Origin of the sequence: Halosimplex rarum (assembly GCF_047715405.1) — an archaeon.
In the GTDB taxonomy this organism is placed as follows: domain Archaea; phylum Halobacteriota; class Halobacteria; order Halobacteriales; family Haloarculaceae; genus Halosimplex; species Halosimplex rarum.
This window is the reverse complement of record NZ_CP180412.1, coordinates 671,004-696,152: the sequence shown is the minus strand read 5'-3', so window position 1 is coordinate 696,152 and position 25,149 is coordinate 671,004. Positions and strand designations below refer to the sequence as shown.

At 67.9% G+C, this 25,149-nt stretch carries 27 protein-coding genes; 11 read left to right on the top strand and 16 right to left on the bottom strand.

The window, feature by feature from the left end; genetic code table 11:
- Window positions 1-10 precede the first annotated feature (10 nt).
- Window positions 11-406, bottom strand: a complete 396-nt coding sequence (locus ACMGFH_RS03380; RefSeq protein WP_415381362.1) for a hypothetical protein — start codon at window positions 404-406, stop codon at window positions 11-13.
- Window positions 407-549: 143 nt separating this feature from the next.
- Window positions 550-2,775: a CDC48 family AAA ATPase gene (locus tag ACMGFH_RS03375; protein WP_415381361.1), complete on the bottom strand. Its 2,226-nt coding sequence runs from the start codon at window positions 2,773-2,775 to the stop codon at window positions 550-552.
- A 237-nt stretch (window positions 2,776-3,012) separates the two neighbouring features.
- Between ACMGFH_RS03375 and larC the strand changes: the two genes are divergently transcribed.
- Window positions 3,013-4,368, top strand: a complete 1,356-nt coding sequence (larC, locus tag ACMGFH_RS03370) for a nickel pincer cofactor biosynthesis protein LarC (protein WP_415381360.1) — start codon at window positions 3,013-3,015, stop codon at window positions 4,366-4,368.
- The gene (locus ACMGFH_RS03365; RefSeq protein WP_415381359.1) at window positions 4,365-5,231 is read left to right on the top strand and encodes an SDR family oxidoreductase; all 867 of its coding nucleotides are present in this window, start codon (window positions 4,365-4,367) and stop codon (window positions 5,229-5,231) included. Before larC ends, ACMGFH_RS03365 begins: the two co-directional genes overlap by 4 nt.
- Before the next feature lie 48 nt (window positions 5,232-5,279).
- Here ACMGFH_RS03365 and ACMGFH_RS03360 read toward each other — a convergent pair whose 3' ends face one another.
- Window positions 5,280-6,017, bottom strand: a complete 738-nt coding sequence (locus tag ACMGFH_RS03360; protein ID WP_415381358.1) for a hypothetical protein — start codon at window positions 6,015-6,017, stop codon at window positions 5,280-5,282.
- An 84-nt stretch (window positions 6,018-6,101) separates the two neighbouring features.
- Between ACMGFH_RS03360 and radB the strand changes: the two genes are divergently transcribed.
- The 4 genes from radB to ACMGFH_RS03340 all read left to right on the top strand — a co-directional run bounded on the left by radB (window position 6,102) and on the right by ACMGFH_RS03340 (window position 9,033).
- On the top strand, window positions 6,102-6,815 hold the full coding sequence (radB, locus tag ACMGFH_RS03355; protein WP_415381357.1) for a DNA repair and recombination protein RadB: 714 nt from the start codon (window positions 6,102-6,104) through the stop codon (window positions 6,813-6,815).
- 394 nt (window positions 6,816-7,209) lie between these two features.
- Window positions 7,210-7,866, top strand: coding sequence for a bacterio-opsin activator domain-containing protein (locus ACMGFH_RS03350; protein ID WP_415381356.1), 657 nt, complete (start codon window positions 7,210-7,212; stop codon window positions 7,864-7,866).
- 70 nt (window positions 7,867-7,936) lie between these two features.
- Complete coding sequence (locus tag ACMGFH_RS03345; protein WP_415381355.1) at window positions 7,937-8,296, top strand: hypothetical protein; 360 nt, start codon at window positions 7,937-7,939, stop codon at window positions 8,294-8,296.
- 335 nt (window positions 8,297-8,631) lie between these two features.
- On the top strand, window positions 8,632-9,033 hold the full coding sequence (locus ACMGFH_RS03340) for a HalOD1 output domain-containing protein (RefSeq protein ID WP_415381354.1): 402 nt from the start codon (window positions 8,632-8,634) through the stop codon (window positions 9,031-9,033).
- Between the two features lie 281 nt (window positions 9,034-9,314).
- Here the strand turns inward: ACMGFH_RS03340 and phoU are convergent, their stop codons facing one another.
- The 10 genes from phoU to phnG all read right to left on the bottom strand — a co-directional run bounded on the left by phoU (window position 9,315) and on the right by phnG (window position 17,675).
- A complete protein-coding gene (phoU, locus tag ACMGFH_RS03335; protein WP_415381353.1) occupies window positions 9,315-9,995 on the bottom strand; it encodes a phosphate signaling complex protein PhoU in 681 nt (226 codons plus the stop codon).
- 92 nt (window positions 9,996-10,087) lie between these two features.
- Window positions 10,088-10,750 (bottom strand): HAD family hydrolase, encoded by a 663-nt coding sequence (locus tag ACMGFH_RS03330; RefSeq protein WP_415381352.1) that lies wholly within the window; start codon window positions 10,748-10,750, stop codon window positions 10,088-10,090.
- A complete protein-coding gene (locus ACMGFH_RS03325; RefSeq protein ID WP_415381351.1) occupies window positions 10,747-11,556 on the bottom strand; it encodes a sugar phosphate isomerase/epimerase family protein in 810 nt (269 codons plus the stop codon). The genes ACMGFH_RS03330 and ACMGFH_RS03325 overlap by 4 nt, the downstream gene beginning before the upstream one ends.
- Window positions 11,553-12,728 carry an alpha-D-ribose 1-methylphosphonate 5-triphosphate diphosphatase gene (locus tag ACMGFH_RS03320; protein ID WP_415381350.1) on the bottom strand — a complete coding sequence of 392 codons (1,176 nt, stop codon included), beginning with the start codon at window positions 12,726-12,728 and terminating at the stop codon, window positions 11,553-11,555. The genes ACMGFH_RS03325 and ACMGFH_RS03320 overlap by 4 nt, the downstream gene beginning before the upstream one ends.
- The gene (locus ACMGFH_RS03315) at window positions 12,725-13,456 is read right to left on the bottom strand and encodes a phosphonate C-P lyase system protein PhnL (RefSeq protein WP_415381349.1); all 732 of its coding nucleotides are present in this window, start codon (window positions 13,454-13,456) and stop codon (window positions 12,725-12,727) included. The genes ACMGFH_RS03320 and ACMGFH_RS03315 overlap by 4 nt, the downstream gene beginning before the upstream one ends.
- Window positions 13,453-14,283 carry an ATP-binding cassette domain-containing protein gene (locus tag ACMGFH_RS03310; RefSeq protein WP_415381348.1) on the bottom strand — a complete coding sequence of 277 codons (831 nt, stop codon included), beginning with the start codon at window positions 14,281-14,283 and terminating at the stop codon, window positions 13,453-13,455. Before ACMGFH_RS03310 ends, ACMGFH_RS03315 begins: the two co-directional genes overlap by 4 nt.
- On the bottom strand, window positions 14,280-15,437 hold the full coding sequence (locus tag ACMGFH_RS03305) for an alpha-D-ribose 1-methylphosphonate 5-phosphate C-P-lyase PhnJ (RefSeq protein WP_415381347.1): 1,158 nt from the start codon (window positions 15,435-15,437) through the stop codon (window positions 14,280-14,282). Before ACMGFH_RS03305 ends, ACMGFH_RS03310 begins: the two co-directional genes overlap by 4 nt.
- The gene (locus ACMGFH_RS03300) at window positions 15,430-16,683 is read right to left on the bottom strand and encodes a carbon-phosphorus lyase complex subunit PhnI (protein ID WP_415381346.1); all 1,254 of its coding nucleotides are present in this window, start codon (window positions 16,681-16,683) and stop codon (window positions 15,430-15,432) included. Before ACMGFH_RS03300 ends, ACMGFH_RS03305 begins: the two co-directional genes overlap by 8 nt.
- A complete protein-coding gene (phnH, locus tag ACMGFH_RS03295; RefSeq protein WP_415381345.1) occupies window positions 16,684-17,235 on the bottom strand; it encodes a phosphonate C-P lyase system protein PhnH in 552 nt (183 codons plus the stop codon).
- On the bottom strand, window positions 17,232-17,675 hold the full coding sequence (phnG, locus tag ACMGFH_RS03290) for a phosphonate C-P lyase system protein PhnG (RefSeq protein ID WP_415381344.1): 444 nt from the start codon (window positions 17,673-17,675) through the stop codon (window positions 17,232-17,234). Before phnG ends, phnH begins: the two co-directional genes overlap by 4 nt.
- Before the next feature lie 215 nt (window positions 17,676-17,890).
- On the opposite strand from phnG, the gene ACMGFH_RS03285 reads away from it, so the two are divergent.
- The 4 genes from ACMGFH_RS03285 to ACMGFH_RS03270 are packed head-to-tail and all read left to right on the top strand — an operon-like array spanning window position 17,891 to window position 21,653.
- On the top strand, window positions 17,891-19,009 hold the full coding sequence (locus ACMGFH_RS03285) for a PhnD/SsuA/transferrin family substrate-binding protein (protein WP_415381343.1): 1,119 nt from the start codon (window positions 17,891-17,893) through the stop codon (window positions 19,007-19,009).
- 34 nt (window positions 19,010-19,043) lie between these two features.
- The gene (locus ACMGFH_RS03280; RefSeq protein WP_415381342.1) at window positions 19,044-19,841 is read left to right on the top strand and encodes a phosphonate ABC transporter ATP-binding protein; all 798 of its coding nucleotides are present in this window, start codon (window positions 19,044-19,046) and stop codon (window positions 19,839-19,841) included.
- Window positions 19,838-20,956 (top strand): PhnE/PtxC family ABC transporter permease, encoded by a 1,119-nt coding sequence (locus ACMGFH_RS03275; protein ID WP_415381341.1) that lies wholly within the window; start codon window positions 19,838-19,840, stop codon window positions 20,954-20,956. The genes ACMGFH_RS03280 and ACMGFH_RS03275 overlap by 4 nt, the downstream gene beginning before the upstream one ends.
- A 25-nt stretch (window positions 20,957-20,981) precedes the next feature.
- Complete coding sequence (locus ACMGFH_RS03270; protein ID WP_415381340.1) at window positions 20,982-21,653, top strand: DapH/DapD/GlmU-related protein; 672 nt, start codon at window positions 20,982-20,984, stop codon at window positions 21,651-21,653.
- 22 nt (window positions 21,654-21,675) lie between these two features.
- On the opposite strand, the gene ACMGFH_RS03265 is transcribed toward ACMGFH_RS03270, so the two are convergent.
- The 3 genes from ACMGFH_RS03265 to ACMGFH_RS03255 form a co-directional block, all read right to left on the bottom strand.
- On the bottom strand, window positions 21,676-22,518 hold the full coding sequence (locus ACMGFH_RS03265; protein WP_415381339.1) for an arsenite methyltransferase: 843 nt from the start codon (window positions 22,516-22,518) through the stop codon (window positions 21,676-21,678).
- Window positions 22,511-22,882, bottom strand: a complete 372-nt coding sequence (locus ACMGFH_RS03260) for an ArsR/SmtB family transcription factor (RefSeq protein ID WP_415381338.1) — start codon at window positions 22,880-22,882, stop codon at window positions 22,511-22,513. The genes ACMGFH_RS03265 and ACMGFH_RS03260 overlap by 8 nt, the downstream gene beginning before the upstream one ends.
- Window positions 22,883-22,983: 101 nt before the next feature.
- Window positions 22,984-23,916 (bottom strand): PhoU family transcriptional regulator, encoded by a 933-nt coding sequence (locus ACMGFH_RS03255; RefSeq protein ID WP_415381337.1) that lies wholly within the window; start codon window positions 23,914-23,916, stop codon window positions 22,984-22,986.
- A 195-nt stretch (window positions 23,917-24,111) separates the two neighbouring features.
- Here ACMGFH_RS03255 and ACMGFH_RS03250 point away from each other — a divergent pair, with 195 nt between their 5' ends.
- Entirely contained in the window at window positions 24,112-25,149 is a 1,038-nt protein-coding gene (locus tag ACMGFH_RS03250) for a PhoU domain-containing protein (protein ID WP_415381336.1), read from the top strand.

The window sequence follows — 25,149 nt, the reverse complement described above, 5'->3', positions numbered from 1 at the left end:
GACAGAGCGGCTATCCATCAGCGTCAGCGTCCACACCGTCAGCGTCCGCATCGGCGTCTCCGTTCCCACCATCCGCGTCGCTGTCCCCGTCGTCGCTATCCGAGTCAGTATCGAAATCGCTCTCAGTGTTCGCCCTCGAATCGGCCCGGGCAGTGGTTCGATTCGACGAGTCTGCAGTCTTCCCAGCGTCAGCATCGAGACTATAGAGGACGATCGGCGGACCGAGGTACGAGGCGATCGCCAGCACCACGAAGAGCGGGTCGACGAATACGAGCAATCCGAATGCGGTGAGCGCTGCCGCTGCAGCCGCATGAATTGCGGTTTGCGTGTACTCACGGTAGTACTCCCACAATCCGTGCAACCACTGTGCAGATGCGGGCCCCGATTCGATTGCAGTCAGAGACATGCAGACGGTTAGAGATGCACAGCCAAGAACCCTCAGCTAATCTCCGATGACAGGTTCACGGAGTTTTCACCCGTTTTTGCGTCGAGAAGCCCGTGAGTCGTCGCAGCGATAGCAGAGTTCGCTCGAAGTGAGAGGTGCGAGCCCTACTGGAAGCCGATGCGGCCACCGGAGCGGCGCTGCTGCCCCCGGTTGCCGCCGCTCTTGAACTCCTCTTCCATCTGCTCGTAGTAGTCGCGGATGTCGTCGGTGATGGTCGGCCGGACGTTCTCCATGGCCTGGCGGAAGTGGCGCATCTCGACGATCTCGGCCTCGTCGTCCTCGCGAAGCGCCTCGATGGCGGCCTCGCGGCCGATCGATTCCAGGTCCGAGCCGACGAAGCCCTCGGTGATCTCCGCGAGTTCGCGGAGGCTCACGTCGGGGCTGAGCGGCTGATCCTCCGTGTGGATGCGGAGGATCTGCTCGCGGCCGTCGGTGTCTGGCTCGCCGATCATCACCAGTCTGTCGAACCGGCCCGAGCGGATGAGCGCCGGGTCGATCATGTCCGGACGGTTGGTCGCGCCGATGACCATCACGTCCTCCATGTCCTCCAGCCCGTCGAGCTCCGTCAGGAGCTGGTTGACGACGCGCTCGGAGACGTTACTGCCGACGTCGCCGCCGCGGCCGGGCGCCAGCGAGTCGAGTTCGTCGAAGAAGATCACCGTCGGGGCGACCTGCTTCGCCTTGCGGAACGTCTGGCGGATGGCCTTCTCCGATTCGCCGACCCACTTCGAGAGGAGCTGCGGCCCCCTCACCGAGATGAAGTTGGCGTCGGTCTCGTTGGCGACCGCTTTGGCCATCAGCGTCTTCCCGGTGCCCGGCGGGCCGTAGAGCAGGACGCCAGACGGCGGGTCGATGCCCATCCGCTGGAACTTCTCGGGCTTGTTCAGCGGCCACTCGACGGACTCCTGGACCTTCCCCTTGGCCTCTTCGAGGCCGCCGACGTCGTCCCAGGAGACCTTCGGTAACTCGACGAGGACCTCGCGCATGGCGCTGGGACTCACCTCATTGAGCGCGCCGCGGAAGTCCTCGCGCTTGATGATCATCCGGTCGATGAGGCTCGGCGGGATGTCCTCCTCGTCTAAGTCGATCTCGGGGAGGTACCGCCGCAGGGCCTTCATCGCGGCCTCTTTCGTGAGGCTCTCGATGTCGGCGCCGACGAAGCCGTGGGTCTCGTCGGCGAGGCGACCGAGGGTCACGTCGTCCGAGAGGGGCATCCCGCGGGTGTGTATCTGGAGGATCTCCTCGCGGCCGACCTCGTCGGGGACGCCGATTTCGATCTCGCGGTCGAACCGGCCCGGGCGGCGCAGGGCAGGGTCGACGCTGTCGACACGGTTGGTCGCGGCGATGACGATGACCTGGCCCCGGGATTCGAGGCCGTCCATCATCGTCAGCAGCTGCGCGACGACGCGGCGCTCGACCTCGCCGGTCACGTCCTCGCGCTTCGGTGCGATGGAGTCGAGTTCGTCGATGAAGATGATAGAGGGGGCTTCCTCGCTGGCGTCCTCGAATATCTCCCTGAGTTGCTGCTCGGACTCCCCGTAGTACTTCGAGATGATCTCCGGACCAGCGATAGAGAAGAAACTGGCAGAGGTCTCGTTGGCCACGGCCTTGGCGAGCAGGGTCTTCCCCGTGCCGGGCGGGCCGTGGAGCAGGACCCCCTGGGGCGGCTCGATGCCGAGCTTCTTGAAGATCTGGGGGTGCTTCATCGGCAGTTCCACCATCTCGCGGACCCGCTGGATCTCGTTTTGCAGGCCGCCGATGTCCTCGTAGGTGATCCCACCGCCGGTCTTCTCGAACCCGCTGATGGGTTCCTCGCGGAGTTCGACCTCGGTGTCCTCCGTGATGAGGCAGACGCCCTCCGGCTCGGTCTCGACGGCGATCAGTGGGATCGCCTGGCCGGGCGAGCGCATGAAGGGGTGGTTCGTCGAGGACATCACCGGGACGATGTCGCGCTCGACGACCGGCCGCTTGAGGATCTGTCGTTTCACCATACCTGCGGCGTCGGAGCCGAACTGGACCGATGCCTCTTCCGGAGGCGCGAGGACGAGCTTGTCGGCCTTCTCGGCCTCCGCCTTGCGGATCTCGACGCGCTCGCCGATCCCCACGTCGGCGTTCTGGCGCGTGAATCCGTCGATGCGGACGGTGTCGGTGTTCCAGTCCTGCCGGTCCGCGCGCCACACCTTCGCCGCCGTCACCTCGCTGCCCTCGATCTCGATGATGTCTCCGGGAGAGAGCTTGAGGTGTAGGAGCGTGTCGGGGTCCAGCCGGGCGATGCCGCGCCCCGAGTCGTTCGGGTACGCTTTCGCCACTTCTAGTTGCACTTCGTTCATAGTCGAGTGGGAGTGTGTCTCACTCGGGTACCACCGCGGATATGCTTTTTGCTCCCGGTGGTTTCGTCGGATCGCTGGCGACTGATCGCCCGACTCGGTCCGGGCGTCGATCGGAACGCCTCCACGCGATTTTCGAGACCCGGCTGCCCGTGGGGAGTCGCCTCACGCAGAATCAGTCGACTCCCCGGGGTGATCGTGACCGGACAGTTTTTCCCGCCTCCGGGCGCGTGTTGAGATATGCGAACGCTCGCGTTCGACGGCCGAATGGGCGCCAGCGGCGATATGTTGCTGGGCGCGCTCGTCGCGGCCGGCGCCGATCCCGCTGCACTGGACCCCGTCGAAGCGCTCCTCCCCGTCCGCTACGACGTCCGGTCGGTCACGAAAAACGGCATCGCTGCCACGGCCGTCGACGTGTGTCACCGAGAAGCGGACGACGACGAGAGCGGACACAGCCACGACGACCACGGCAGTCACTGCGACGACCACGGTCACAGCGACCACGGTCACAGCGACCACGATCATCACGACCACGGCGGCGACGGCCACCGTCACGGCACTCACGACGCCCACGACGACGGTCAGCAGCACGGTCACGCCGAGGGCGCTGGCCCCCACCGCACCTACGCGGAGGTCGTCGAACTCGTCGAGTCCATGGAGTTGCCCGAGTCCGTCGAGCGGGACGCGCTGGCGGTCTTCGAGTTGCTCGGCGAAGCGGAGGCGAGCGTCCACGGGACCGATCTGACGGAGACGCACTTCCACGAGGTCGGCGCGGACGACGCCATCGCGGACGTGGTCGGCGTCTCGCTACTGCTTGACGACCTCGACGTCGAGCGCGTGGTGACGACACCCCTTTCGACCGGCGGCGGCGAGGTGTCGATGAGTCACGGCACCTACCCCGTCCCCGCGCCAGCGGTGGTCGAACTCGCCGAGCGGGCCGACTGGTCGATCCGGGGCGGCCCCGTGGAGGCGGAACTGCTCACGCCGACGGGGGCGGCGCTGCTCGCTCACTTCGCCGAGGGCGTCGCGGAACTGCCGAACCTGGAGGTGACCGCCTCGGGGTACGGGGCGGGCGGGTACGACTTCGACCGGCACCCGAACGTCCTCCGCGCCGTCGTCGGCGCGGGAGCGGGTGGGCTCTCGCGGGACGCTATCACCGTCTTGGAGACGAACCTCGACGACGCGACGCCGGAGGTCCTCGGCGGCTTGCAGGAGACACTCGCCGACGCCGGCGCGAGGGACGTGTCGGTCATCCCGGCGACGATGAAGAAGTCGCGGCCGGGCCACCTCGTGAAGGTCGTCGTCAAGCCCGAGGACGCCCAGCGGGTGGCGCGCCGACTCGCCGAGGAGACGGGAACTCTGGGGGTCCGCGAGCACGGGGCCGGCCACCGCTGGATCGCGGACCGGGAGATGCGGACGGTGGATATCGACGTCGACGGGGGCACCTACGGAGTCGCCGTGAAGGTGGGAATGGACGACGACGGCACCGTCTTCGACGTGAGCGCGGAGTACGACGACGCGGCGGCGGTCGCACGTGAGACGGGACTCCCGGTCAGAGAGGTCGTCCGTCGAGCCGAGGCGGTCGCGAACGAATGACCGAGACCGTCCTCGTCGTCGGCGCGAGCGGCTACCTCGGCCGGTCGGTAGCCGAACGACTGCACGAAGACGGCTACCGCGTCGTCGGGACGTACTGCTCCTCGCCGGCCCCGATGGCGAGCGTCCAGTTCGACTTCTGGACCGACGACGTGAGCCCGATCCTCGAAGCGCACGACGTGGACGCCGTCGTCTACGCCGCCGCCAACGAGTACGGCGGCGACGCCGACACCGGGGAGGCGGACGTGGACGACCCGTTCGACGAGCGGGCGGAGCGATTCGCGGCCGACTGCGCGGGGCGACGCGTCGTCTACGTCTCCAGCGCGGCGGTGTTCGACGGCACTGACCGCCGGTACGCCGAATCGGATCCGCGCTCACCCCGCGACCAGTACGGCCGTCGGCTCGCGACGTTCGAGGACGCCTTCGACGAGCACTGCGACGACGTCGTCGCGCTCCGGTCGAGCTACCTATTCGGTTTCTCGCGGGGGCGACTCGACCATCGCCTGGCGCGGACGCGCGAGCACCTGGAACGCGGCGAACCGATCGCCTACTTCACGGACATGTACAAGAGCCCCGTCCTCGTGACGGAACTCGCCGAGACCATCCGAACGCTGGTCGGGGAGGAGGCGACGGGCGTGCTCCACGCGCCCGCGCCGCGCGTTAGCGTCTACGAGTTCCACTGCGAGGCGATGCGCGCGCTCGGCCACGACCCCGCTCCCATCGAGCGCGACGAGATTCCACCGGAGATGGACGTCGCCCCCGACACCTCCCTGTCCTCCGAGCGATTCGAGTCCCTCGTCGGGTTCGAGCCGTCGGCCGTCGCGCCGGCGCTCCGCTCGCAGCGAGACGAGCGGCCCGACGAGTAAGCCACCCGTCCATCGTCGTTCTCACGGGTCGGTCGTCGTTGTCGACGCTCAGTCGTCGGTCCCGCGGTGTTCGGCCAGCGCCTCGTCCATCGTCAGCTCTCCCAGTGCCACGCGGCGGGCGAGGGTCTCGTCGATGGCGCGGTTGGTGTCGCTCTGTTCGCGTGAGCGGTCCTTGATCCGCTGGAGCTCGCCCGCCGTGGGTTCGATCGTCCGGGACTCGACGCGCTCGCCCTCCAGTCGCGCGATGTTGACGGCGGCGAGCACGTCCCCCATCCCGCGGGCGCCGGTGCCGAGATACGGCGTCGTCCCCGTCTCGTCGACGAGTTCGACCGGGACGTCTTCGAGGTCGTCGATGATCTTCGCGCCCTGGAGGCGAGCGCCGTCGCCGATCCGCACGAGCGGGTCGACGGCGTCTGCGACCTCCTCGCGGACGACGTCGGCGGCGTCGACCAGCGGGACGTGGAACGTCGCGACGATCATCTCGCCGGAGAAGACGGCGATACCCGGTCGTTCCCCGGGGTCGACGCCGACGACGGTGCGGCCGCTCCCGCCGCGGAGGATCGCGACCACCTCGTCGACGGCCCGTCGCGGGTCGTCGGGATCGGCGCGTACCACCGGCACGCCGTCGGGGACCGGTCGGGACTCGTTGGGCGCGGTGACGACGACAGTCGTCCGTTCGGGCAGGTCGTCGTCGAGTTCGATGGTCGTGAACGTCACTCCCCGGTCGCGAAGCTCGTTGACGACGCCGTGGTAGACTTCGAAGTCCGCGGTCGCGACGACTATCACGCCCGCACTTGACGGCGCTGGTACCTAAGTGTTCGACTGTTCCGACGAGGCCGACGTGCCGCGTCGAGCGGAGTGCGAGCGTTTTTGTCCGGTGGCGCCGAACGCGGAGACGTGAGCGAGCGCATTTCGACCGGTTGCGAGGCCATCGACGACCTGCTCGGCGGCGGGTTCGAGCGCGGCGCGGTCACACAGGTCTACGGCCCGCCGGCCGCCGGCAAGACGAACATCGTCCTCTCGGCGGCCGTCGAACTGGCCGCAGCCGGCGACTCCGCGCTGATCGTCGACACCGAGGGCCTCTCGGTCGACCGCATGGAGCAACTCGCCGGCGGCCCGGATCGCGACGTCGACGACGTGGCCTCGCGGCTCATCATCACCGAGGCCTACACCTTCGAGGAGCAGGAGGAGGCCGTCCGCGACGTCGAGGAGTTCGTCGACGCCGTCGACTTCATCGCGGTCGACAGCGCGACCGGGTTCTACCGCCTCCAGCGCACCGAACAGGAGGAGGGCGAAGCGCTGCGCGCGGTCGGCCGACAGCTCGCCCATCTGCTCTCGCTGGCCCGGAAACACGACATCGCCGTCGCCTTCACCAACCAGGTGTTCACCGACCTCGACTCCGACCAGGCGCGCGCCCTCGGCGGGCACACGCTCAACCACTGGTCGGCGACCATCGTCCGCGTCGACCGCTTCCGCGGCGGCAACCGCCGGGCGACCCTGGAGAAACACCGCGCGAAGCCCGCCGGCGAGAAGGTGCAGTTCAGGATCACCGACAACGGACTGGAGAGCGGCGAATCGCGATAATCAGGAACTTTCGTTCCGTCGCGTCGATCGGTCTGGGAGTTCGCGTGTCGATCACTGACTTGAGTCTTCGAGTTTGGTGTGTCCTAGCGTGAAGTGGAGTCTCCGTTCAGTAGGTCTGCGTATTGAACGTCATGGAATTTACCAACTGCATAGCTCTTCGGGAATCATCTGAATACAAACCGCGTGTCGTCACTCAATCTTCTCGGTTTTGGTGTTGCGTACAGAAGGTACTGGTAACGGCTTCAGATACCGTATCGGTGATCTCATCGTGTGGGTCGAGATGCACCAAGAGCCAATTCTTGGGCCGTGAGAGTATGCGTGCAGGCACAGTGGCATCATGAGCACGGTCCGAGCAGTTACAGACCTTTACCGCTGGAAGCCAACGGTACAAACAATGGCTACTGAGGCGACGTTCACGGTTCCGTCAGACCAGTTCCCCTTAGGGACAGTCTTCCACCAACTGCCGAGCGTGACGGTCGAACTGGAGCGAATTATCCCCGCGCGGGACGTGGTAATCCCCTACTTTTGGGTGCGGGGAACCAAAGTAGACGACATCGAGAGCGCGTTCAACGGGCATCCGGGTGTGGAGGAGATTCAGCTAGTGGACTCTGTCGAGGATGAGTATCTGTTACGCGTCGAGTGGTCGCTGGAATACGACGACGTGCTCACCACACTGGCGGAGACAGAGGTGCCACTGATCGGGGCCACTGGTACCAATCAACAGTGGACGTTCGAGATACGCGGTGATGATCGAAGCGATGTCGCAGACTTTCAACGACGGTGTCGAGAGTTGGACATCCAACTCACACTGACGGAGTTGCACGCACTGACGCCGATGGAGACGGCGACCGAAGCCGTCCTCACTGACACTCAGCAAGAGGCATTGGTGCTCGCCTACGAGCGCGGGTACTTCGAATCCCCCCGCGAGGTCACCTTGGAAGCCCTCGGCGAGGAACTCGACATCACACAGCAGGCCGTCGGCTCCCGCCTCCGAGGAGGGATCAAGCACGTCCTCGGGAGCACGCTCTCCGCCCTTACAACCCGATCCTGAGTGGGCACTTAAAACAGGTTTGTGTGTAAAAAAGTCAGCCTGATTGCCGTCAGGCGTCTATATTAGGATAATGAGTGAGAATTCCACCGCCTTCGATTCACTACTTGACCTGTGTCAACACCAGCACCGTCGAATCGTACTTGGGACGCTCGCAGAAGAGCAGCGGTCATTGACACTCAACGACCTGACGAAGGCCGTGCTCAAGTACAATCATCAGACGCCAGTTACAGAGGCGTCGGAGGACGTACTCACAGAGATTCGGCTCTCGTTATATCATGTCCACCTCCCGAAGTTGGCTTCAAGAGGGCTCATCGACTATGATCCAGAGCGCGAACTCGTGGAACCGACTGAACAATTCGATCAGGTGAAGCCGACTCTGTCTGCTATTCTTGATGCTGATCCCTCGCTCGTAGCGCCGATGGAACTGTAGTGTGGATCAGCCGCTTCAATCCCTGTTCTAACACCAACAGCGGTGAATTAGAGCGATAAAACAGATGGCAGAACAGAGTGACGGTCACATCACCCGAACGGTGGCCAGATCCGATACCTGCGGATCGATCTACGTGGCCAAGATAAACTCCGACGGATCATTCTGTTTGGTTGGACTGGCGGAGTGTCCCTGTGGCGATGCAGCAATCACACTGTACGACTCGTCTTCTGGTGGTGCCGAGCAGTAAGTGAGAACATAAAAGCAGGTTGTGTATGAAAATGACACTTACAAATATAGGTGTAAGGTGTAAGTGTCTCACCGAGCTAGAACCGGTGGTGTCCAATTCATTCCTCCAAGGGCCACCTCCGGCCCCGAACACCACGGGCGGTGACTGGACCGCAACGAGAAAAAGAGACGCTATCGAATATAATCCTGAATCAGATACCTACCGTTTCTCATTCGATAGCGATGACTCGGTAAGTATGGCAGTCGTCTCGACTGTCGCGGTCGTTTCCGAGACGGAACCGATGGAGTTACCGCCCCTCTATTCTGTCTGTGACCCCGAGACACTTGAGACGGTAGTTCAACCGGCGATACATGGATCGTCAAACAACGACGTTCACGTCAGGTTCACCTTTAACGACTGTACGGTAACCGTCCACAGTTACGGTATCATAATTGTCCAGCCGCCAGAAGCGGGCAATGACGATCCTGCGAGAGAGCAGAAACCCGAGTGAGAACAGATACCATTGCCTGATTATATCGTCTGTCAGAACTGCGAATTTGTTCTCCTTGGTGACGGAACTGCTAAACCTGCTCCACGACGAGTCGATTCTTGCCCCGACTGTGGCAGAACCGATTTCCAATTCACTGGTACGTAGTTCGTCTGTACTGAGCATCCGCCGAGCGAAGCGAGGCGGTTCACCGCATCGAGGCCGAAGGCCGAGATGCGGCCTTTTTCACCCATGTTTTTGGCTGGGGGGTCGCCGTAGGCGACCCCCCGGCGAAAAAGATGGTCTCAGTAGATCAGCGCGTCGTCGTTCTCGACCATGTAGAGGGTGCGGGCGGCGATGTTGACGGCGTGGTCGCCGACGCGTTCGAGGTCGCGGACGGTGAGGAGGAGTCGGGAGACGTCGCCCATGAGCTGTTCGACCTCCTCCTCGCCGGTGTCCTCGTCGACCTCGCGCTCGATGAGGTCGCGGACGATGGTCTCGGAGGCGGCCTCGCAGCGCTCGTCGACGGCGTCGTCCTGGTCGGCGATGGCGAGGCAGGCGTCGGGGTCCTCGGTGTCGTAGGCGTCCATGGAGGCCTCGACCATCTCGATGACGAGGGTCCCGATCTCCTGGATGTCGACGTCGGGGTACAGGTCGCGCTCGGCCTCGTGGGTGTAGTCGCCGAGGTTGGTGGCCAGGTCGGCGATGCGTTCGAGGTCGGTGATGATCTTGAACGAGGCGGCGATGAAGCGGAGGTCGGAGGCGACGGGCTGCTGGAGGGCGAGCAGGTCGATGCAGTCCTGTTCGAGGTCGAGGTACAGCTGGTTGACCTCGTCGTCGCCCTCGATGACCTCCCAGGCGAGGTCGTCGTCTTTGGTTTCGAGGGCGTCGAGGCCCATGCGGAGCCGTTCGAGGACGACTTCGCTCATGTAGAGGACGTCCTCCCGCAGAGATTCGAGCTTGTCCTGATATCCTTCTCGTGGCATACCCTCAAAAACTGGCGGTAGCGCAATGTAAGTTGCGCCGCCGGCGCGTATCGCCGGGCCGACCGGTCGGCTCTCCGCTACCGCGAGCGGGCTCACTCGGCGAGCGCGTCGACGAGGTCGGTGAGGGTCTCGACCTCGTAGGTGGGTTCGCGGTCGAGGACCGTGTCGGCGCGATGGTCGCGGCGGAGGAAGGCGCTGTCGACGCCGGCGCGGTGGGCGACCTCCACGTCTTTGGGGCTGTCGCCGACGTAGAGGGCGTCGCGGGTCCCGAGTTCGTCGAGCGCGCGGTCGAGGTAGTGGGTCTCGGGCTTGCGCCGGCGGGCGCCCGCGACGGTGTGTTCGCGGCCGGCGACGTGCTCGAAGTGCTCCTCCAGGCCGTAGTGCTCGACGATGAACTGGACGGTGCCGTGCTGGTTGTTGCTGACGACGGCCATCCGGTGAGAGAGGTCGGCGAGCGCGGTCACGTCGTCGTAGAGGGGCTTGTCGCCGTCCTCGATGGCCTCGCACTGGTGGCGGACCGCGCGCTCCTCTCTGGTGGCCCAGTAGTCGGCGAGCGCGAGGTCGTGTTCGTCCTCCACCGCCGCGAGGCCGTCGAGGTCGCCCTCGGCGGCGCACTCGACGAGGGTCTCGGGCGGGTCGTCGATGCCGTGGTCTTCGAACGCGCGGCGGGCGATCCGGCGGAGCAGTTCGGACTCGGTGAGTTCGACCAGAACGCCGTCGTTGTCGAAGACGACCGCTTCGTAGGTTCCTGTCATGGGTCACTCGGGGTCGCGGGGGGGCTATCGACCGATTCGGGGTCGACCCCCATACATCGTGCGATGTCGGCGAGGGACTTCATCTCGAAGGCGAAGTAGTCGGCCGGGACGGCGTCGACGACGCGCCGATAGTCGGGGAGCGGTTCGTGGTCGTCGCCGGCCCCGTCGTTGTCCGAGAGGTGGCAGACCCGGATGCGGTCGCCGAAGCGGTCGACGAAGTCCCGCCAGTGGTAGCCGTTGACCTTCGCGTGGCCCACGTCGAGCGTGACGCCGAGGTACTCGGGGGCCACCGCCACCTCGTCGAGCATCGCTTCGAGGTCCTCGGGAGTCGTCGTGTAGCGGCGCTTCTCGTCGTCGACGGGCTGGTTCTCCAGGCAGAGCGGGACGCCGACGAGCTGGGCGTACTGGGCGCACTCGGCGAGCGAGCGGTGGGCGTGCTCGCGGGCTTTCTCGCGGACCCACTCGGGGTAGCGTGTCGGGACCGACCCGCCGTGGACGACGACGGCGCCGGCGTCTGCCGCGGCCGCGTCGTCGATGGTCCGCTTGACCTGGGCGACCGACGCCTCGCGGACGGCGTCGTTAAAACTGCCCGCGTTCCAGTCGCGGAACGGGGCGTGGTAGGTGACGGTCACGTCGTGGCGGTCGGCAACCGACCCGACCGTCTCGGGGTCTGGGGCGTCGGGGTGGCCGTGGAGGTACTCCCGCTTGAGTTCCAGATGTGAGAGGCCCAAGTCGTCGAGGTAGGCGACGAACTCGTCGACCGTGGCGCCGAAGCGCACGTCCATCGCGGCGCCGACGGACGTCATCGCGACCCCTCCGCGCGATAGACCGGGTCGCCCGCCACGAACGCGCGGCTGACGGTCGGCGTGGGGTCGGGGTCGACGAGCACGAGGTCTGCCCGGGCGCCGGGCTCGACCCGTCCTCGGTCGGACAGGTCCACGGCCGCGGCGGGGTTGGCCGTGACGCGGGCGACGCGCTCGGGGAGCGGTTCGCCGGTGTCGACGAACGCGCCGGCAAGCATCGACAGCGGGTGGTAGTCGGCGACGAGCGCGTCGACGACGCCGGCGTCGATGGCCGCCGCGGTCTCCAGGTTGCCCCACTGGCTCTCGCCGCGGACGAGATTGGGCGCGCCCATCGCGACCGTCATCCCGAGGTCGGCGGCCCGTCGGGCGGTCTCCATCGTGATCGGGTACTCGGTCACGTCGACGCCGGTCTCGCGGAGGCGCTCGACCTCCGCGGGGTCCTCGTCGTCGTGGGAGGCCGTGACGGCGCCGGCGTCGTGGGCCCGGTCGACGACGCGCTCGACGCGCTCGCGGAGCGTCGCCATCTCGACGTCGCCGCGCTCGGCGATCATCTCCTCGGCCTCCGCGATGGTGTGTTTGTCCGAGTCGCGGTAGTACTGGACGAACGCTTCCCGGTCGCGGAACTGCCCCTTCCCTGGGATGTGGCTCATCACCGAGACGAGGTCGGCGTCGCCCGCGTCGACCACGTCGAGGACCGCCTCGACGCACTCGGACTCTGTGACCTCACAACGGGCGTGGATCCGGTGGTCGGCCATCAGGTCCTCGGCGGACTCCACGGCCGCGGTGATCTCGGCGCCGAGCTCCGGCGACCGGTGGGAGTCGGGGTCGGTCTCGAAGGAGATGGCGTGGTGCTTCGTCGTGATCCCGGCGGCGAGGTTCGCGCGGTCCGCTGCGGCGAGCGCCATGTGCGTGTCCATCCGCACGCCCGACCGCGGGTGGAGATGGGACTCGATGTCGTCGCCGTGGAGGTCCACGAGACCGGGGAGGAGGAACTGGCCGTCGGCGTCGATACAGATGGCCCCGTCGGCGTCCACCTCGCCCACGTCGACGATCCGGTCGCCCTCGATCCGGACGCCGCCGTCGACGACCGCGTCGGGTGTGACGACGCGGGCATCCGTGAGGGCGACCGCCGTCGCCTCGTCGGCGGCCGCGACTGCGGACTCGGTTCGGCTCACGCCACCACCTCCCCGGAGAACTCCGCGACCGGAACCACGCGCTGGAGCCGGCCGTCGTCGAGGACGGCGACGCGGTCGGCCACGGTCTCGACGACCTCGCGGTCGTGGAAGACGCCGATGACGGTGGTCTCCTCGCATGTCGCGGTCGAGAGCAGGTCGACCGCTGCCGCGCGTGTCTCGGGGTCGAGCGCGCTCGTCGGCTCGTCGAGCAGCAACAGTTCCGGTTCGGGCGCGAGCGCCTGCGCGAGGTTCACCCGCTGGCGCTCGCCCCCGGAGAAGGTCGCCGGGTACGCGTCCCACAGCGCTTCGGGGAGCGCGAGCGCGTCGAGCAGTTCCCGGGCGCGCTCGCGGGCCGCCTCGGGGTCGGTCCCCCGCTCGCGGAGCGGGCGCGAGACCACGTCGACCGCGGGGACGCGGGGGATCTCGTCGAGGAACTGCGAAGTATAGCCGATCGCCTCGCGGCGCAGGGCCATGACGGTCCGGTCGTCGCAGGTCGCGACATCCACGTCTTTGGGGTGGTAGCGGGCCGACCCGGCGGTCGGATCGTAGGTGCGGTAGAGACACTTCAGCAGCGAGGACTTCCCGCTGCCGGACTCGCCGACGACGGCGAGGAACTCGCCGCGGCGGACGGCGAACGATACGTCGTCCAGCCCGACGACTCGCTTGTCGTCGAGCGCGTGCATGTCGAAGGTCTTCGAGAGCCCCTCGACGGTGAGAACGTCTGTCATATGACCGAATTGATCAGCGTCTGCGTGTACTCGTGGTGCGGGTCCTCCATGACGCGGTCCGTCAGGCCGCTCTCGACGACGCGGCCGTGGCGCATGACCAGCGTCCGGTCGGCGAGCAGTCGGACGACGCCGAGGTCGTGGCTCACGACGACGGCGGCCACGTCCTCCTCGCGCTGGATGCGCCGAAACATGTCGAGGACGCGCGCCTGGACGCTCACGTCCAGGCCCGTCGTGGGTTCGTCGAGGATCACGACCTCGGGATCCGTGGCGAGCGCGCGGGCGATCTGTACCCGGCGCTGCATCCCGCCGCTGTAGGTCTCGGCGGGGTCGTCCATCCGGTCGACGGGGACCTCGGTCGCCTCGTAGAGGTCGCGGACGCGCTCGCGCACGTCGACGAACGACCGCTCGCCCGCCGCGAGCAGTTTCTCGGCGACGTTCCCGCCGCCGGTGAACGCCAGGTTCAGGCCGTCGCGGACGTGCTGGTGGACGAGCCCGATCTCGTCCGTCCGCAGGCGGTGGCGCGTCTCGTAGTCGGCCTCCAGCAGGTTGCCATCGTGGCCGCACAGGCGCACGTCGCCGGCGGTGGTCGCGTCGGCGTTCCGTTCGAGCGCGAGCAGCTCCGCGACGCTGGACTTGCCCGACCCCGATTCGCCGACGATCCCCAGCACCTCGCCGGGCTCGACGTCGAGCGACACGTCCGCGCAGGCGACGACCGCGCCGCAGACCGGACACTGGTTCCGGCCGGCCTCGTCGCCGGTGCGCTCGACGCACTCGCCGCAGGAGTCGCCGTAGACGGTTTCCAGGCCCGTCGCTTCGAGGTGGGTCACGCCGGCCCACCTCCCTCGCCGTCACTGCCTCCTGGCTCCCCGCCGGGCGGCGGCCCGCCGGGCGTCCCGGGCCCCCAGTTCACGCCCGACCGGTCGAGGTGGTGGTCCTTGGCGAGCGCGGGGTCGTTCTGGCGTTTGAGACAGAAGCTGGTGTCGTTGCAGACGTACAGGCGGTCGCCACCGTCGGACTCGGTCCCCTCGTCCGACGAGCCCGCGCTCGCTTCGCTCGCGCGGACCTCGTCGGTTTCGATCTCGGTGAGGTAGGTGTCCGTCGAGCCGCAGGACTGGCAGGATTCCTCGGGGAACCGCTCGACCTGGAAGGATTTATCCTCGAAGGCGAGCGGCTCGACCTCGGTGTGGGGCGGAACGGCGTAGATCCGCGCCTCGCGGCCGGCGGCGAACAGGAAGAGGGTGTCGGCGTCGTCGAGCTTCGGCACGTCCCACCGCGGGATGGGCGACGGGTCCATGAGGTAGCGGCCGGCGACCATCGTCGGGTAGCGGCTGGCGATCTGGATCTCGCCCCACTCGACGACGTTCTCGTAGAGGTGGACCCACATCTTCCCGTAGTTGGCGTGGGCGTGCCGGCGACGGTTGGCGGTGTCCGAGGAGTCGACCTTCCGGAGTGCGTCGGTGATCGGCACCTGGAGGACGACGATCTGCTCGTCGGTCAGCACTTCCTCGGGGATGCGGTGGCGGGTCTGGACCACGTCCGCCTCGGTGGTGTCCGTCGTGGTCTCGACGTTCGCCGTCGTCTCGGCGAGCCGACGGATGTTGGCGGCGTTGACGCTCTCGTCGCTCCCCTGGTCGATGACCTTGAACGCGTCGTCGGGGCCAAGCAGCGACAGGGAGGCCTGGATGCCGCCGGTGCCCCAGCCGCGGGCGAGCGGCATGGGGCGCGAGGCGAAGGGCACCTGGTGGCCGGGGATCGCGATCCCCTTCAGGACCGCCCGGCGCACCTCGCGTTTCGTGTGCTCGTCGAGATACGCGTAGTTGTACCCCGACAGCCCCTCGCCCGAGAGGTCCTCGACGGCCGCGGCGACCGAGGCGGCGCCGACGGCCTCGCCGGCGCGGTCGTCGTCGGCTGTCGAGTCGCCGTCGGTCGCGTCCTCGTCCGCCGGCGACCCGTCGGTCGTTTCGGTGCCGGGGTCAGTCATCGTCGCCTCCCGTGGTCGCAACCGGTTCGTCGACCTCCGGGTCGTCGTCCTCGTCGGGAGCGCCGTCGGCACCGTCGGCGTCCGCGTCGGGGTCGGAGTCGGCGTCCGGGTCTGAGTCAGGGTCCCGCCTTTCACGGATCGCGCGGATGCGGTCCAGGATGCTCTGGAAGGTGACGTAGTGGGGGAGTTTGAGGTGCTCGATGAAGCCGAACGAGTCCATCCCGTCGACGTTGTCGAGGACGAACTCGGGGTTCTCGGCCGGCTCGTCGGCGCCGTCGAGCTGGGTCGAGGCGTCGAGGATCGTCATGGCGATGGCCTTGCGCTCGTTGCGACCGAACGAGAGGCCGTAGCCGAAGGCGAACTGCGGGTCGTCGCGCTTCTCGTAAACTGGGACGACCGCCTCGGACTCGGTCACCTCGGCGTCGGTCACGCGGACCGCCTCGCCGGTGTAGGGGTGGGTGATCCGCACGGGGAGCTTCCCGACGCGCACCTCGGCGAGCGTCGGGTGGACCTGGCCGTACCCGCGCATCGCCGAGTAGCCGAGGGCGGTCACCGCGCCCGTCTCGCCGCGGGCGAGTTCCTGGAGCACCTCGTCGCGGCCCGGCGGGTGGGTGACCGACTCCCGCGTCGTGTCCGCCGGTTCGCTCCACTCGTCGCCGCCCCCGCTGTCCGCCCCGCCGGCGTCCGCCTCGGGATCGTGGACGAGGCCGTCCTCGCGGAGGATCTCCATGACGTTCTGGACCGTCGTCGGCTCGCCGTCGGGGAGGTCCCAGTCGCTCGTGGGGTCCTCGGGTCCTTCCGCCGACCCGTCACGGTCGGCCGAGCCGTCCCCGTCCGCCTCGCCGTCGAGGTCGAAGTCGAGCAGGCGCTGTGTGTAGTCCTTCGTCGGGCCGAGGATCTGGCCGCCGGGCACGTCCTTGTAAGCGGGGGAGACCCGGCGGGTGGCGAGCAGCTCGTCGGGGTCGACCGGCTCGGTCTCCTCCCACCGTTCGAGCGTCGACCGGTAGGCCCGCAGGAGGAACGCGGCCTCGACGGTGTCGCCCTGGGCCTGCTTGACCGCCAGCGCGGCGAGGCGCGGGGCGTAGAGCCCACCCTCGCTCATCGCCTGGGCGGTGAGCCGGGAGAGCTGTTCGTCCAGTTGCTCGACCGACAGCGTCTCGGAGTCGCCGTCGAGCCGCTGCTTCTCGAAGAGGTCCTCGGCGCGGTCGATGATCTCCTCGCCGGCGGTGACTGCGACGTACCCCATCTACAGCACCTCCAGCTCGCTCGACCGCGGGATCGCCGCGACGCGCTCGCCGGCCGCGAAGTAGGCGTCGACGCCGCGGGGATAGGTCGACTGAGCCTCGGCGAGCCGTTCGAGTTCGCCGGCGGGGACGCCGACGCCGAAGCGACGGGTGCCGTCGACGCCGGGACCGGCGAGTTCGACGCCGGTGAGCCCGGGGTCGTCGGCGTCACCGAGGTCGTCGACGCGATAGACGACGGTCGCGCCCTCGCTGGGTTCGACGAGCGTCCCGCGGTCGCACTCGCGCACGTCCCAGTCGGGGCGCCCGATGGCGTGGACCACGTCGGCGCTCGTCGGCGACGCCGCGTCGAGTCGGCCCTGATTCGCCAGCGCCTCGCGGAGACGCTCGTCGGGCGTCCACGTCGTCACCTCGTGGTCGACGAGGGTGGCGAGGACGGCGTGGTCAGCGAGGTCGGCGTCGACGGAGACGACGTTCCCGGGGCGGCTCGTCGCGTCGCACAGCGCCCGGAAGGTCCGTCGCGTGTCGTGGACGGGGTCGAGCCCGAGCGCCCTCACGGGTCGTCCTCCATCGTCTCGAACTCGACGGTCGTGTGGCGGCTCTCGGCCCACTCGCGCCGGCGCTCGGCCTCGTGGGCCTCGGCGGTGTCCGACAGCGCCTCGACCACATCGTCGGCGACGGCGTGGTCGGCGGCGACGGCGGCGTCGACGACGGCGCCCGCGAAGGCGGCGCGCTCGGCCTTGCCCGGGACCATCGCGAACCCGCGCGCGCCGTCGAGCGATACCTCGGCGGGCGTCGCGACGACCTCCCCGAGATTGAACGGGCGGCGCTCGACGGGCTCGCGGACTCGCTGCATGACGAGCTGCGGGCGCGGCTCCTGGAGTACTCGCAGGTCGGGGTCCTCGGCGAGCACCGAGTCCGCGACGCGTTCGAGGAGGTCGCCGTCGGTCGCGGCGATCAGTTCGAAGCGGTCCGACCGGTCGTGTGGATCGTCCATGTGATCGGTCCGACCAAGCGAAACCCGCCGGGTAAGTGTTCGCTGGGTACTCTCTATCCCGTCAGTCTGTCCGCGGTCGTCGCCACCTCCCGTTTCGACGAGTCCAGACTGGTCCGGACTGGACAGCGCTGGGTCCGCGCTCTCGCCGTGTCCGACGGCGGCTCCGGACTCTACGCAGCCAACGGTTATTCCGTCCCCGAGATGCGGTTCGGGTGATGTCAGATCAGACTCGCGGCCAGGGATCGACAGGGACGGGTTCGACAGGTAGCGGTCGGGTGAACCGCCGGACGTTCCTCGCGGGCGGCGCGTCGAGCGTCGCGGCGCTCGTGGCGCTATCGGGGTGTAGCAGCTCGTCCGGAGCGGGCGGGACCGACGGCGGCTCATCGGACGGGGGCAGCGGGTCGGGCGGCTCGACGGACACCGACTCCGGGGGCGGAGCGGTCGTCGGCACGCCCGGACCGAACGCCGAGGAGATAACGATGGTGCTGACACCGGGTACACCCAGCGACGCCAAGCGGCGCTACATGCCGATGAAGAACCTCATCGAGGGGGAGGTCGACGGCGTCGACGTCACGATGCGGGTCCCGCTGAACTACTCGGCGATCCGCCCGGCGCTCCAGAGCGAGCAGGCAGAGATCGGCATGGACGACGTGACGCTGATCTCTAACCCCGACATCATGGACGTGTACGGGACGACGGTCACGGGCGGGTCGGCGTTCTACTTCTCCGTGATGCTCACCCAGCCCGACTCCGACGTGGAGGGGCCCGCTGACGTGGAAGGCAAGTCCTGGGCCTTCGCCGACCGCCTGTCGACGAGCGGCTCGATCTTCGCCCTCTACGCGCTCCAGGAGGCCGGGCTCGACATCGGCGAGGCCCCGACCGGCGACCCCGTAGACTTCGAGGGGAGCTGGTCGGACCACAACCAGGCGATCCAGCGCGTCGCGAACGACAAGGCCATCGGCGCGACCACCTGGGGCGGCAACGGCCTGCCGCACATCCCGGAGAAGTACGAGTCGGACTTCCCGGACCGGGTCAAGAACAAGAGCTCCTTCCTCGACACCATCGACTCGGAGGAGCCAAAACTCCGCCCGGTCTGGTTCTCGTTCCCGATTCCGAAACAGCCGGTCTACGCGCGTAAAACGTGGGACTCCTCGAAGAAAGCGGAGATCGGAGAGGTGCTGGTCAACTCGGACAAGGACCTGATCGAGCAGTACTACCCCAGCGACTACAACGAGGAGGATCTGCCGTTCACGACGCTGCAGGACACCGACATGGAGACCTACCAGCCGGTGATCAAGCGCATGAACGCGGTCGGGATCGACCCTGCGGCCTGACCGACGCCACCGGAAACACCACTGTTATTTAGCAATGAGCACACTGAAAGTCGAAAACCTGAGAAAAGAGTACGGCGACGTCACCGCGCTCGACGGCGTCTCCTTCGAGATCGAGGACGAGTTCGCGGTGCTGCTGGGCGAATCCGGCGCCGGCAAGTCGACCATGCTGCGGTGCGTCAACGGGCTGACCGAGCCGACGGCGGGCTCGATCCGCCTCGACGGCCAGCCGATATCCGGCTCGCGGTCGGACGTGGGCATGATCTTCCAGCAGCACAACCTCGTCGAGGGTGTCTCGGCGTACCTGAACGCGCTGACGGGGTCGCTCGACCGCGTGTCGGTGCTGACGAGCCTGCTGCAGTGGCAGTCCCGCGAGGACAAGCTCCGCGCGCTCGACGCGCTGGAGACCGTGGGCCTGCTCGACGAGGCCGGCCAGCGCGTCTCGCAGATGAGCGGCGGCCAGCAACAGCGCGTCGGCATCGCCCGCGCGCTGGTGCAGGACCCCCGGCTGTTGCTGGCCGACGAACCGGTCGCGAGCCTCGACCCCGCCAGCGCCGAGACGGTCATGGGCTACCTGAAGAAGGCCGCGACCGAGCACGACGTGACGGCGCTAGTCAGCCTCCACCAGGTCAACATCGCCGCCCACTTCGGCGAGCGGTTCATCGGCCTCCGGGACGGCGAGCTGCTGTTCGACGTGCGCCGCGACGACCTCTCCCCCGAGCTGATCGACGACCTCTACGGCGACGTCGAGACGGTCGGTCTGGCCGACGGCCACGACGGCGAGCCCGTGAGCTTCGACGGTGAGCCGGAGGCCGAACGGATGGTGTCACAATGAGCGGGCGCACCTCCGGCGACCGGTCGCCGGAGGAGTACGTCGGGCTCGAAGAGATCGGCGACTCGCAGGTCGAGCGGAAGCTGACGGAGCTGAAGTGGCGGAAGACGAAGCGACGGCTCTTCACGCTCGTCGGACTGGTCGGCGTCGGCGTCGTGTTCGGGCTGAGCCTGGAGGTCATCAACTTCTCCGTCGGGGAACTGGTCACGCAGTGGCCTCAGTTCGTCGAGGCACTCACCATGGGGGAGTCGCCGTACTTCCCGCCCGGGGAACTGGTGATCCCGTTCGTCGGGGTCTCGATCCCGTTCGTCGACCTCGGGGAGTACTGGGCGTTCATGGTGGAGGAGAACCTGATACTGCGGATCGAATCCGGCGGGAGTCTGCTGGGACTCGGCCTCGTCCCCCCGCTGTTCTACGACGGGGTCACGATCGTCCCCGGTGCGATGTTCGCCACGCTCGCCGTCGCCGTCGCCGGGTCGGTGCTCGGGCTCCCGCTGGCGCTCGTGTTCGGCGTCCTGTCGAGCGAGCGCGTCGTCCCGTACCCGTTCAACTTCGTCTTCCGCGGGACGATGAGCCTCATCCGTGCGATCCCCGGGCTGGTCTGGTTCCTGATCCTGATCCCGCTGGCCGGCGTGACGACGTTCACCGCCGCGCTGGCGATCATGGTCGACACGACCGGTTACCTCGGTCGGCTGTTCACCGACGAACTGGAGGAGATCTCCGACGGGCCGATCGAGGGGATCCGCTCGACGGGCGCGAGCAAGTCGCAGATCGTCCCCTTCGGCATGCTCAGCCAGGTGTTCCGGCAGTTCATCGCCTGGATCGCCTTCGACCTCGAACACAACGTCCGGGCCGCGATCGGCCTCGGCCTCATCGGGGGCGGCGGCCTCGGACTCGAACTGTACACCCAGCGCCAGCTGTTCAGGTACACGGACATGATGGCCTGTATCATCCTCATCTTCCTGCTCGCGGGGTCGGTCGAACTCGCGAGCCAGCGTGTTCGGTCGTACCTCCGCGAGGAGGAGGAGGACGGGTCGAAGACGGGCGTCGTCGAGGCCTTCGTGAACGTCCCCCGGAACATCCTCGCCTCGACGCTCGGCCGACGGGGTCGACCCTGACCACCCTCCCCCACACTTCTCAGCCGTGACCTACTTCGAATCCTACGGTCCCGACCGCAGCAGCGACCTCTCCACGGAGCCGACGATCCACGACCCCGTCTCCATCACCGAGAGCGAACTCGGCGCGTGGACCGAGGTCCGCCCGGAGTGTCGCCTCCACGAGTCGGCGATCGGCGACTACACGTACCTGATGGAGCGCGTGCAGCTGGACTACGCGACCGTCGGGAAGTTCGGGTCGGTCGCCAGCGACGCGCGACTCGGCCCGACGAACCACCCGATCGACCGCCCGACGGCCCACCACTTCACCTACCGGGCGGCGGCGTACGACCTCGGCGAGGACGACGAGTCGATCTTCGATTGGCGGGCCGACCAGCCGGTGACGGTCGGCCGCGACGTGTGGATCGGCCACGGCGCGACCGTCCTCCCGGGCGTCGAGATCGGCAACGGCGCCGTAGTGGGTGCCGGTGCGGTCGTGGCCGACGACGTGGAACCCTACACCGTCGTCGCGGGCGTCCCCGCCGAGCCGGTCCGCCGGCGGTTCCCCGAGGAGATCGCCGCCCGGATCGAGGCCACCGAGTGGTGGAACTGGGACCACGAGACGCTCGCCGAGCGCCTCGACGCGTTCCGCGACCTCGACACCTTCCTCGACGAGTACGCGCCCGAGGCCGAGGCGGTCGCGGAGACGGGCGCGGACTGACGGCCTGCCGTCGAAACGGTTTTCAGGCCGGTTTTGCCGCTTCGATCGTCGCCGAGACGACGTACTCGCTCACGTCGCGCTCGTCGTCCCACTCGCTGATGAACGCCTCGCTGTCCTCGTCGGATTCGATCTCGATCTCTTCGAAGCCCGCCTCAGCGAGCGCCCGCTCCAGGTCGGGGACCGGCGACGCGCCGGCGACGCAGGAGGCGACGGATTCGAGGTCGGCGTGGACCTCCTCGGGCAGCTCGGCAGTCAGGACCACGTCGGAGATCGCCAGTCGTCCGCCGGGGCGGAGCGCGCGGTACGCCTCGCGGAACACCTGCGGTTTGTCCGGCGAGAGGTTGACGACGCAGTTCGAGATGACGGCGTCGACCGTCCCGTCGGCGACCGGGAGGTGTTCGATCTCGCCGAGCCGGAACTCGACGCTCGTCGCGTCGTTCTGCTCGGCGTTGTCTCTGGCCTTCTCGACCATCTCGGGCGTCATGTCGACGCCGATCACCCGGCCGTCGTCGCCGACCTCACGGGCGGCGAGAAAGCAGTCGAAGCCCGCGCCCGACCCCAGGTCGAGGACGGTTTCGCCCTCCTCCAGCGACGCGATGGCGTTGGGGTTGCCGCAGCCGAGACCGAGATTCGCGTCGCCGTTCACGGACTCGGTCTCGTCCGCGGAGTAGCCGAGCTGTCGGTTCAGTTCCTCGTCAGGACTCGCGATCGCGTCCGCGGCGTCCCCGCTCCCGCAACAGCTCGACGATTCCTCGGCGATGCGGGCGTAGCGCTGCCGGACGGCGCGGCGCTGCTCGTCGGCGTCCGGCTCGCTCGGCGTCGAGTCGGCGGTCTCCGCGTCCGTCGACCCGGAGCGCTCACTCATCGGCGCCCTCCCGCGTCTCGTCGAGGACGTCCAGCAGCGCCTGCGCCCGCGTCGTGGCCGAGTAGTAGCGCCACCGTCCCTCCTTGCGCCGGGAGACCAGCCCCGCGGTGGACAGCCGCGAGAGCGCCTGGCTGACGGCGCCCTGGCTGACGCCGAGGCCGGGCTCCAGTTCGCAGACGCAGACCTCGCCGTTCGCGTCGGCGATCAGCCTGAGCGCCTCGTACCGGGTGTCGTTGCCGACCGCCGCGAGCAACTCCACGTCCGCGGCGAGTTCCGGTTCGGTCAACTCGCGGCCGATAGAACAACAGGTGTCGTCGGACCCGACGCTCCCGTCGCCGGGAACCGGTTCTGATCGGTTACTCATCTTAGCGATTGCTAATATTAGGATGGGCTAATATAAATCTTCCTGCGGCCCGGTCCGCACGACCGGGCGACCGGTGGCGTCGGCCCGGAGTGGTCCGGTCCTCAGATCATCGCGTGGTCGGCCTCGACGCCCGCGTGGAGGCGGACGGCGATCTCGGCGGCGTCGACCCAGTAGTAGATGGCGCGTTCGAGCGCCCGGGTCACGGTGACTAGAGAGCCGTACAGCTCCGGGTCGTAGGCGGTGACGAGTTCGAACAGCTCGTCGAGGTCGCGGTGGACGCTCTCCTCCTCGGCGCGGAGCCGGTCGTGGGCGGCCAGATCGCCCTCGAAGAGCACGTCGCGGAAGTGGTCGTTGATGCGGTCGCCGGCGGCGAAGACGTCGAGGACGCGCTCCTCGACGACGCCGGTCGCCGCGACGGGCTGGCGGTCGGCCACGTCGGCGATGAAGCAGGCGCGGTCGCCGACGATCTCGAGGTTCGTCGCGACGGTCGCCAGGTCGGAAGCGACGCGGTTGGCCGGCCAGTCGTTCGTGAGGGTGTAGGACTTCAGCTCCGCGAGGACGGCGGAGTACCGCTCGTTGGTCAGCGATTCCAGGGCGCCGGCGGGCTGGTCCGGCTCGTCCCCGACGACTGCGAGCCGGGCGGCCTCGTACTGGGTGGCGGTCACCTCGTCGAGGCGTTCGAGGAGGTCGAGGACGGCCGGGCCGCGGCGCTCGCCGGCGGGAGTGTGACCGTTCGACTCCGGGCCGTCCCGTCCGGACTGCGAGGCGCCGGCGGGTTCGAGGAGGCGGGAGACGCTGTCGGCGGCCTCGTAGACCGCCTCGTCGTCGACGACGTAGGCCTTCCGCACCACGTCGTCGCGCTTGAGCTCCTGGAGCAGCTCCGAGAGGTACTGCTCGGAGATGCCGACCGTCGCCGCGAGGTCAGCCTTCGTCTCCGGCGCGGTCCGGTCGATCGCTTCGACGACGTGAGCGAGCGTTGCGTCACGGCCCTGGCGCGTCGCGTCGCGCGAGCGGTGCCAGGTTCTACGGGCCATAGCGCTCCGTGCGAGCGGTCGCGACAAAGGGGTGCTCCACGGAGTGTCCGGACGGCTATATAGCGTCCGTCCGCGCCGCGGCCGCGCTCGTCTCTATCCCTTCGTTGTCGACCCCGTACGGATATATATGGTGTGGGAGCGGAATGTTCAGTTCATATAAACGTTGAGTTGGGACGGGTGGGGATCCGACAGCGTATGGAGACGAGAAAAGTCCAGCTGTCCGGAGGGACGACGTACACGGTGTCCCTGCCGAAGGCCTGGGCGAACGAACAGGGGATCGAGGCCGGGTCGGTGCTGTCGCTGTACCCGAACGCCGACGGGTCGCTGCTCGTGGAGCCGGCCGCCGAGCGCGCCGAGGAGACGCGGTCGGCGACGGTCGACGTGTCCACGAGTAGCGACAGCGCCGTCGCACAGCGGGTCCGGGCGCTACACGCGGTCGGGTTCGACGAGGTGACGCTCGTCGACACGACGGGCCACGGCGACGACCGGCGCGCGCTCGTCGAGGACACCGTCGCCGAGCTGTCGGGGTTCGAGCTCCTGGAAGTCTCGGAGACGCGCATCCGGCTGACGAACCTCATCGACGCCGAGAACGTGGACGTGCGCAAGAGCGCGCTCCGGCTCAGACTCGTGACGCTCGCGATGCACCGGGACGCGGTGACGGCCGTGGTCGAGGGCGACGCGGCGCTGGCCGAGCGGGTGGTCGACCGCGACGCCGAGGCCGACAAACTGTTCGCGATGGTGACCCGGCACTTCCGGCGTGCGCTCACCGACCTCCACGAGGTCGAGAAGCTCGACCACCAGCGCGACGAGCTGTTCGAGTACTACTACGCCTGTCGGCAGTTCGAGCGGGTCGCCGACCACGCGGTGAAGGTGGCCCGCTTCGCGCTCGATCCGGACGCGGCGCTGCCGGCGGGGTTCGCCGACCGCGTCGTCCCGCTCGGCAAGGACGCCTGCGGGGTCGTCGACGAGGCCGGCGACGTGATCCTCACCGACGCCGGAGTGGAGGCAGCCCACTCGGCGCTGTCCAGCCGCGACGAGGTGGTCGCCGCCATCGAACGGCTCGACCGGGAACTCTACGACCACGACGTACCGGGCGAGGCTCACACCGCCGGACTGCTGCTCGACAGCCTCCGACGGACCGCCGAGTACGGGGCGAACGTCGCGGCCGTCGCTATCCAGCAGGTGTCCCGACAGGACTTCGACTTCGAGCGGGCGGCCGACGTGTCCCAGTGA

Bases quoted from the DNA above. Each gene is read 5' to 3' on its own strand.
- ACMGFH_RS03250 (WP_415381336.1), top strand. From the start codon at position 24,112: ATGGAGACGAGAAAAGTCCAGCTGTCCGGAGGGACGACGTACACGGTG.
- ACMGFH_RS03255 (WP_415381337.1), bottom strand. From the start codon at position 23,916: ATGGCCCGTAGAACCTGGCACCGCTCGCGCGACGCGACGCGCCAGGGC.
- phnG (WP_415381344.1), bottom strand. From the start codon at position 17,675: ATGGACGATCCACACGACCGGTCGGACCGCTTCGAACTGATCGCCGCG.
- ACMGFH_RS03285 (WP_415381343.1), top strand. From the start codon at position 17,891: ATGTCAGATCAGACTCGCGGCCAGGGATCGACAGGGACGGGTTCGACA.
- ACMGFH_RS03380 (WP_415381362.1), bottom strand. From the start codon at position 406: ATGTCTCTGACTGCAATCGAATCGGGGCCCGCATCTGCACAGTGGTTG.
- ACMGFH_RS03350 (WP_415381356.1), top strand. From the start codon at position 7,210: ATGGCTACTGAGGCGACGTTCACGGTTCCGTCAGACCAGTTCCCCTTA.
- ACMGFH_RS03325 (WP_415381351.1), bottom strand. From the start codon at position 11,556: ATGACGTCCGTCGGCGCCGCGATGGACGTGCGCTTCGGCGCCACGGTC.
- ACMGFH_RS03345 (WP_415381355.1), top strand. From the start codon at position 7,937: ATGAGTGAGAATTCCACCGCCTTCGATTCACTACTTGACCTGTGTCAA.
- ACMGFH_RS03300 (WP_415381346.1), bottom strand. From the start codon at position 16,683: ATGGGGTACGTCGCAGTCACCGCCGGCGAGGAGATCATCGACCGCGCC.
- ACMGFH_RS03375 (WP_415381361.1), bottom strand. From the start codon at position 2,775: ATGAACGAAGTGCAACTAGAAGTGGCGAAAGCGTACCCGAACGACTCG.
- ACMGFH_RS03260 (WP_415381338.1), bottom strand. From the start codon at position 22,882: ATGAGTAACCGATCAGAACCGGTTCCCGGCGACGGGAGCGTCGGGTCC.
- ACMGFH_RS03330 (WP_415381352.1), bottom strand. From the start codon at position 10,750: ATGACAGGAACCTACGAAGCGGTCGTCTTCGACAACGACGGCGTTCTG.
- larC (WP_415381360.1), top strand. From the start codon at position 3,013: ATGCGAACGCTCGCGTTCGACGGCCGAATGGGCGCCAGCGGCGATATG.
- ACMGFH_RS03365 (WP_415381359.1), top strand. From the start codon at position 4,365: ATGACCGAGACCGTCCTCGTCGTCGGCGCGAGCGGCTACCTCGGCCGG.
- ACMGFH_RS03280 (WP_415381342.1), top strand. From the start codon at position 19,044: ATGAGCACACTGAAAGTCGAAAACCTGAGAAAAGAGTACGGCGACGTC.
- ACMGFH_RS03265 (WP_415381339.1), bottom strand. From the start codon at position 22,518: ATGAGTGAGCGCTCCGGGTCGACGGACGCGGAGACCGCCGACTCGACG.
- ACMGFH_RS03315 (WP_415381349.1), bottom strand. From the start codon at position 13,456: ATGACAGACGTTCTCACCGTCGAGGGGCTCTCGAAGACCTTCGACATG.
- ACMGFH_RS03275 (WP_415381341.1), top strand. From the start codon at position 19,838: ATGAGCGGGCGCACCTCCGGCGACCGGTCGCCGGAGGAGTACGTCGGG.
- ACMGFH_RS03305 (WP_415381347.1), bottom strand. From the start codon at position 15,437: ATGACTGACCCCGGCACCGAAACGACCGACGGGTCGCCGGCGGACGAG.
- phoU (WP_415381353.1), bottom strand. From the start codon at position 9,995: ATGCCACGAGAAGGATATCAGGACAAGCTCGAATCTCTGCGGGAGGAC.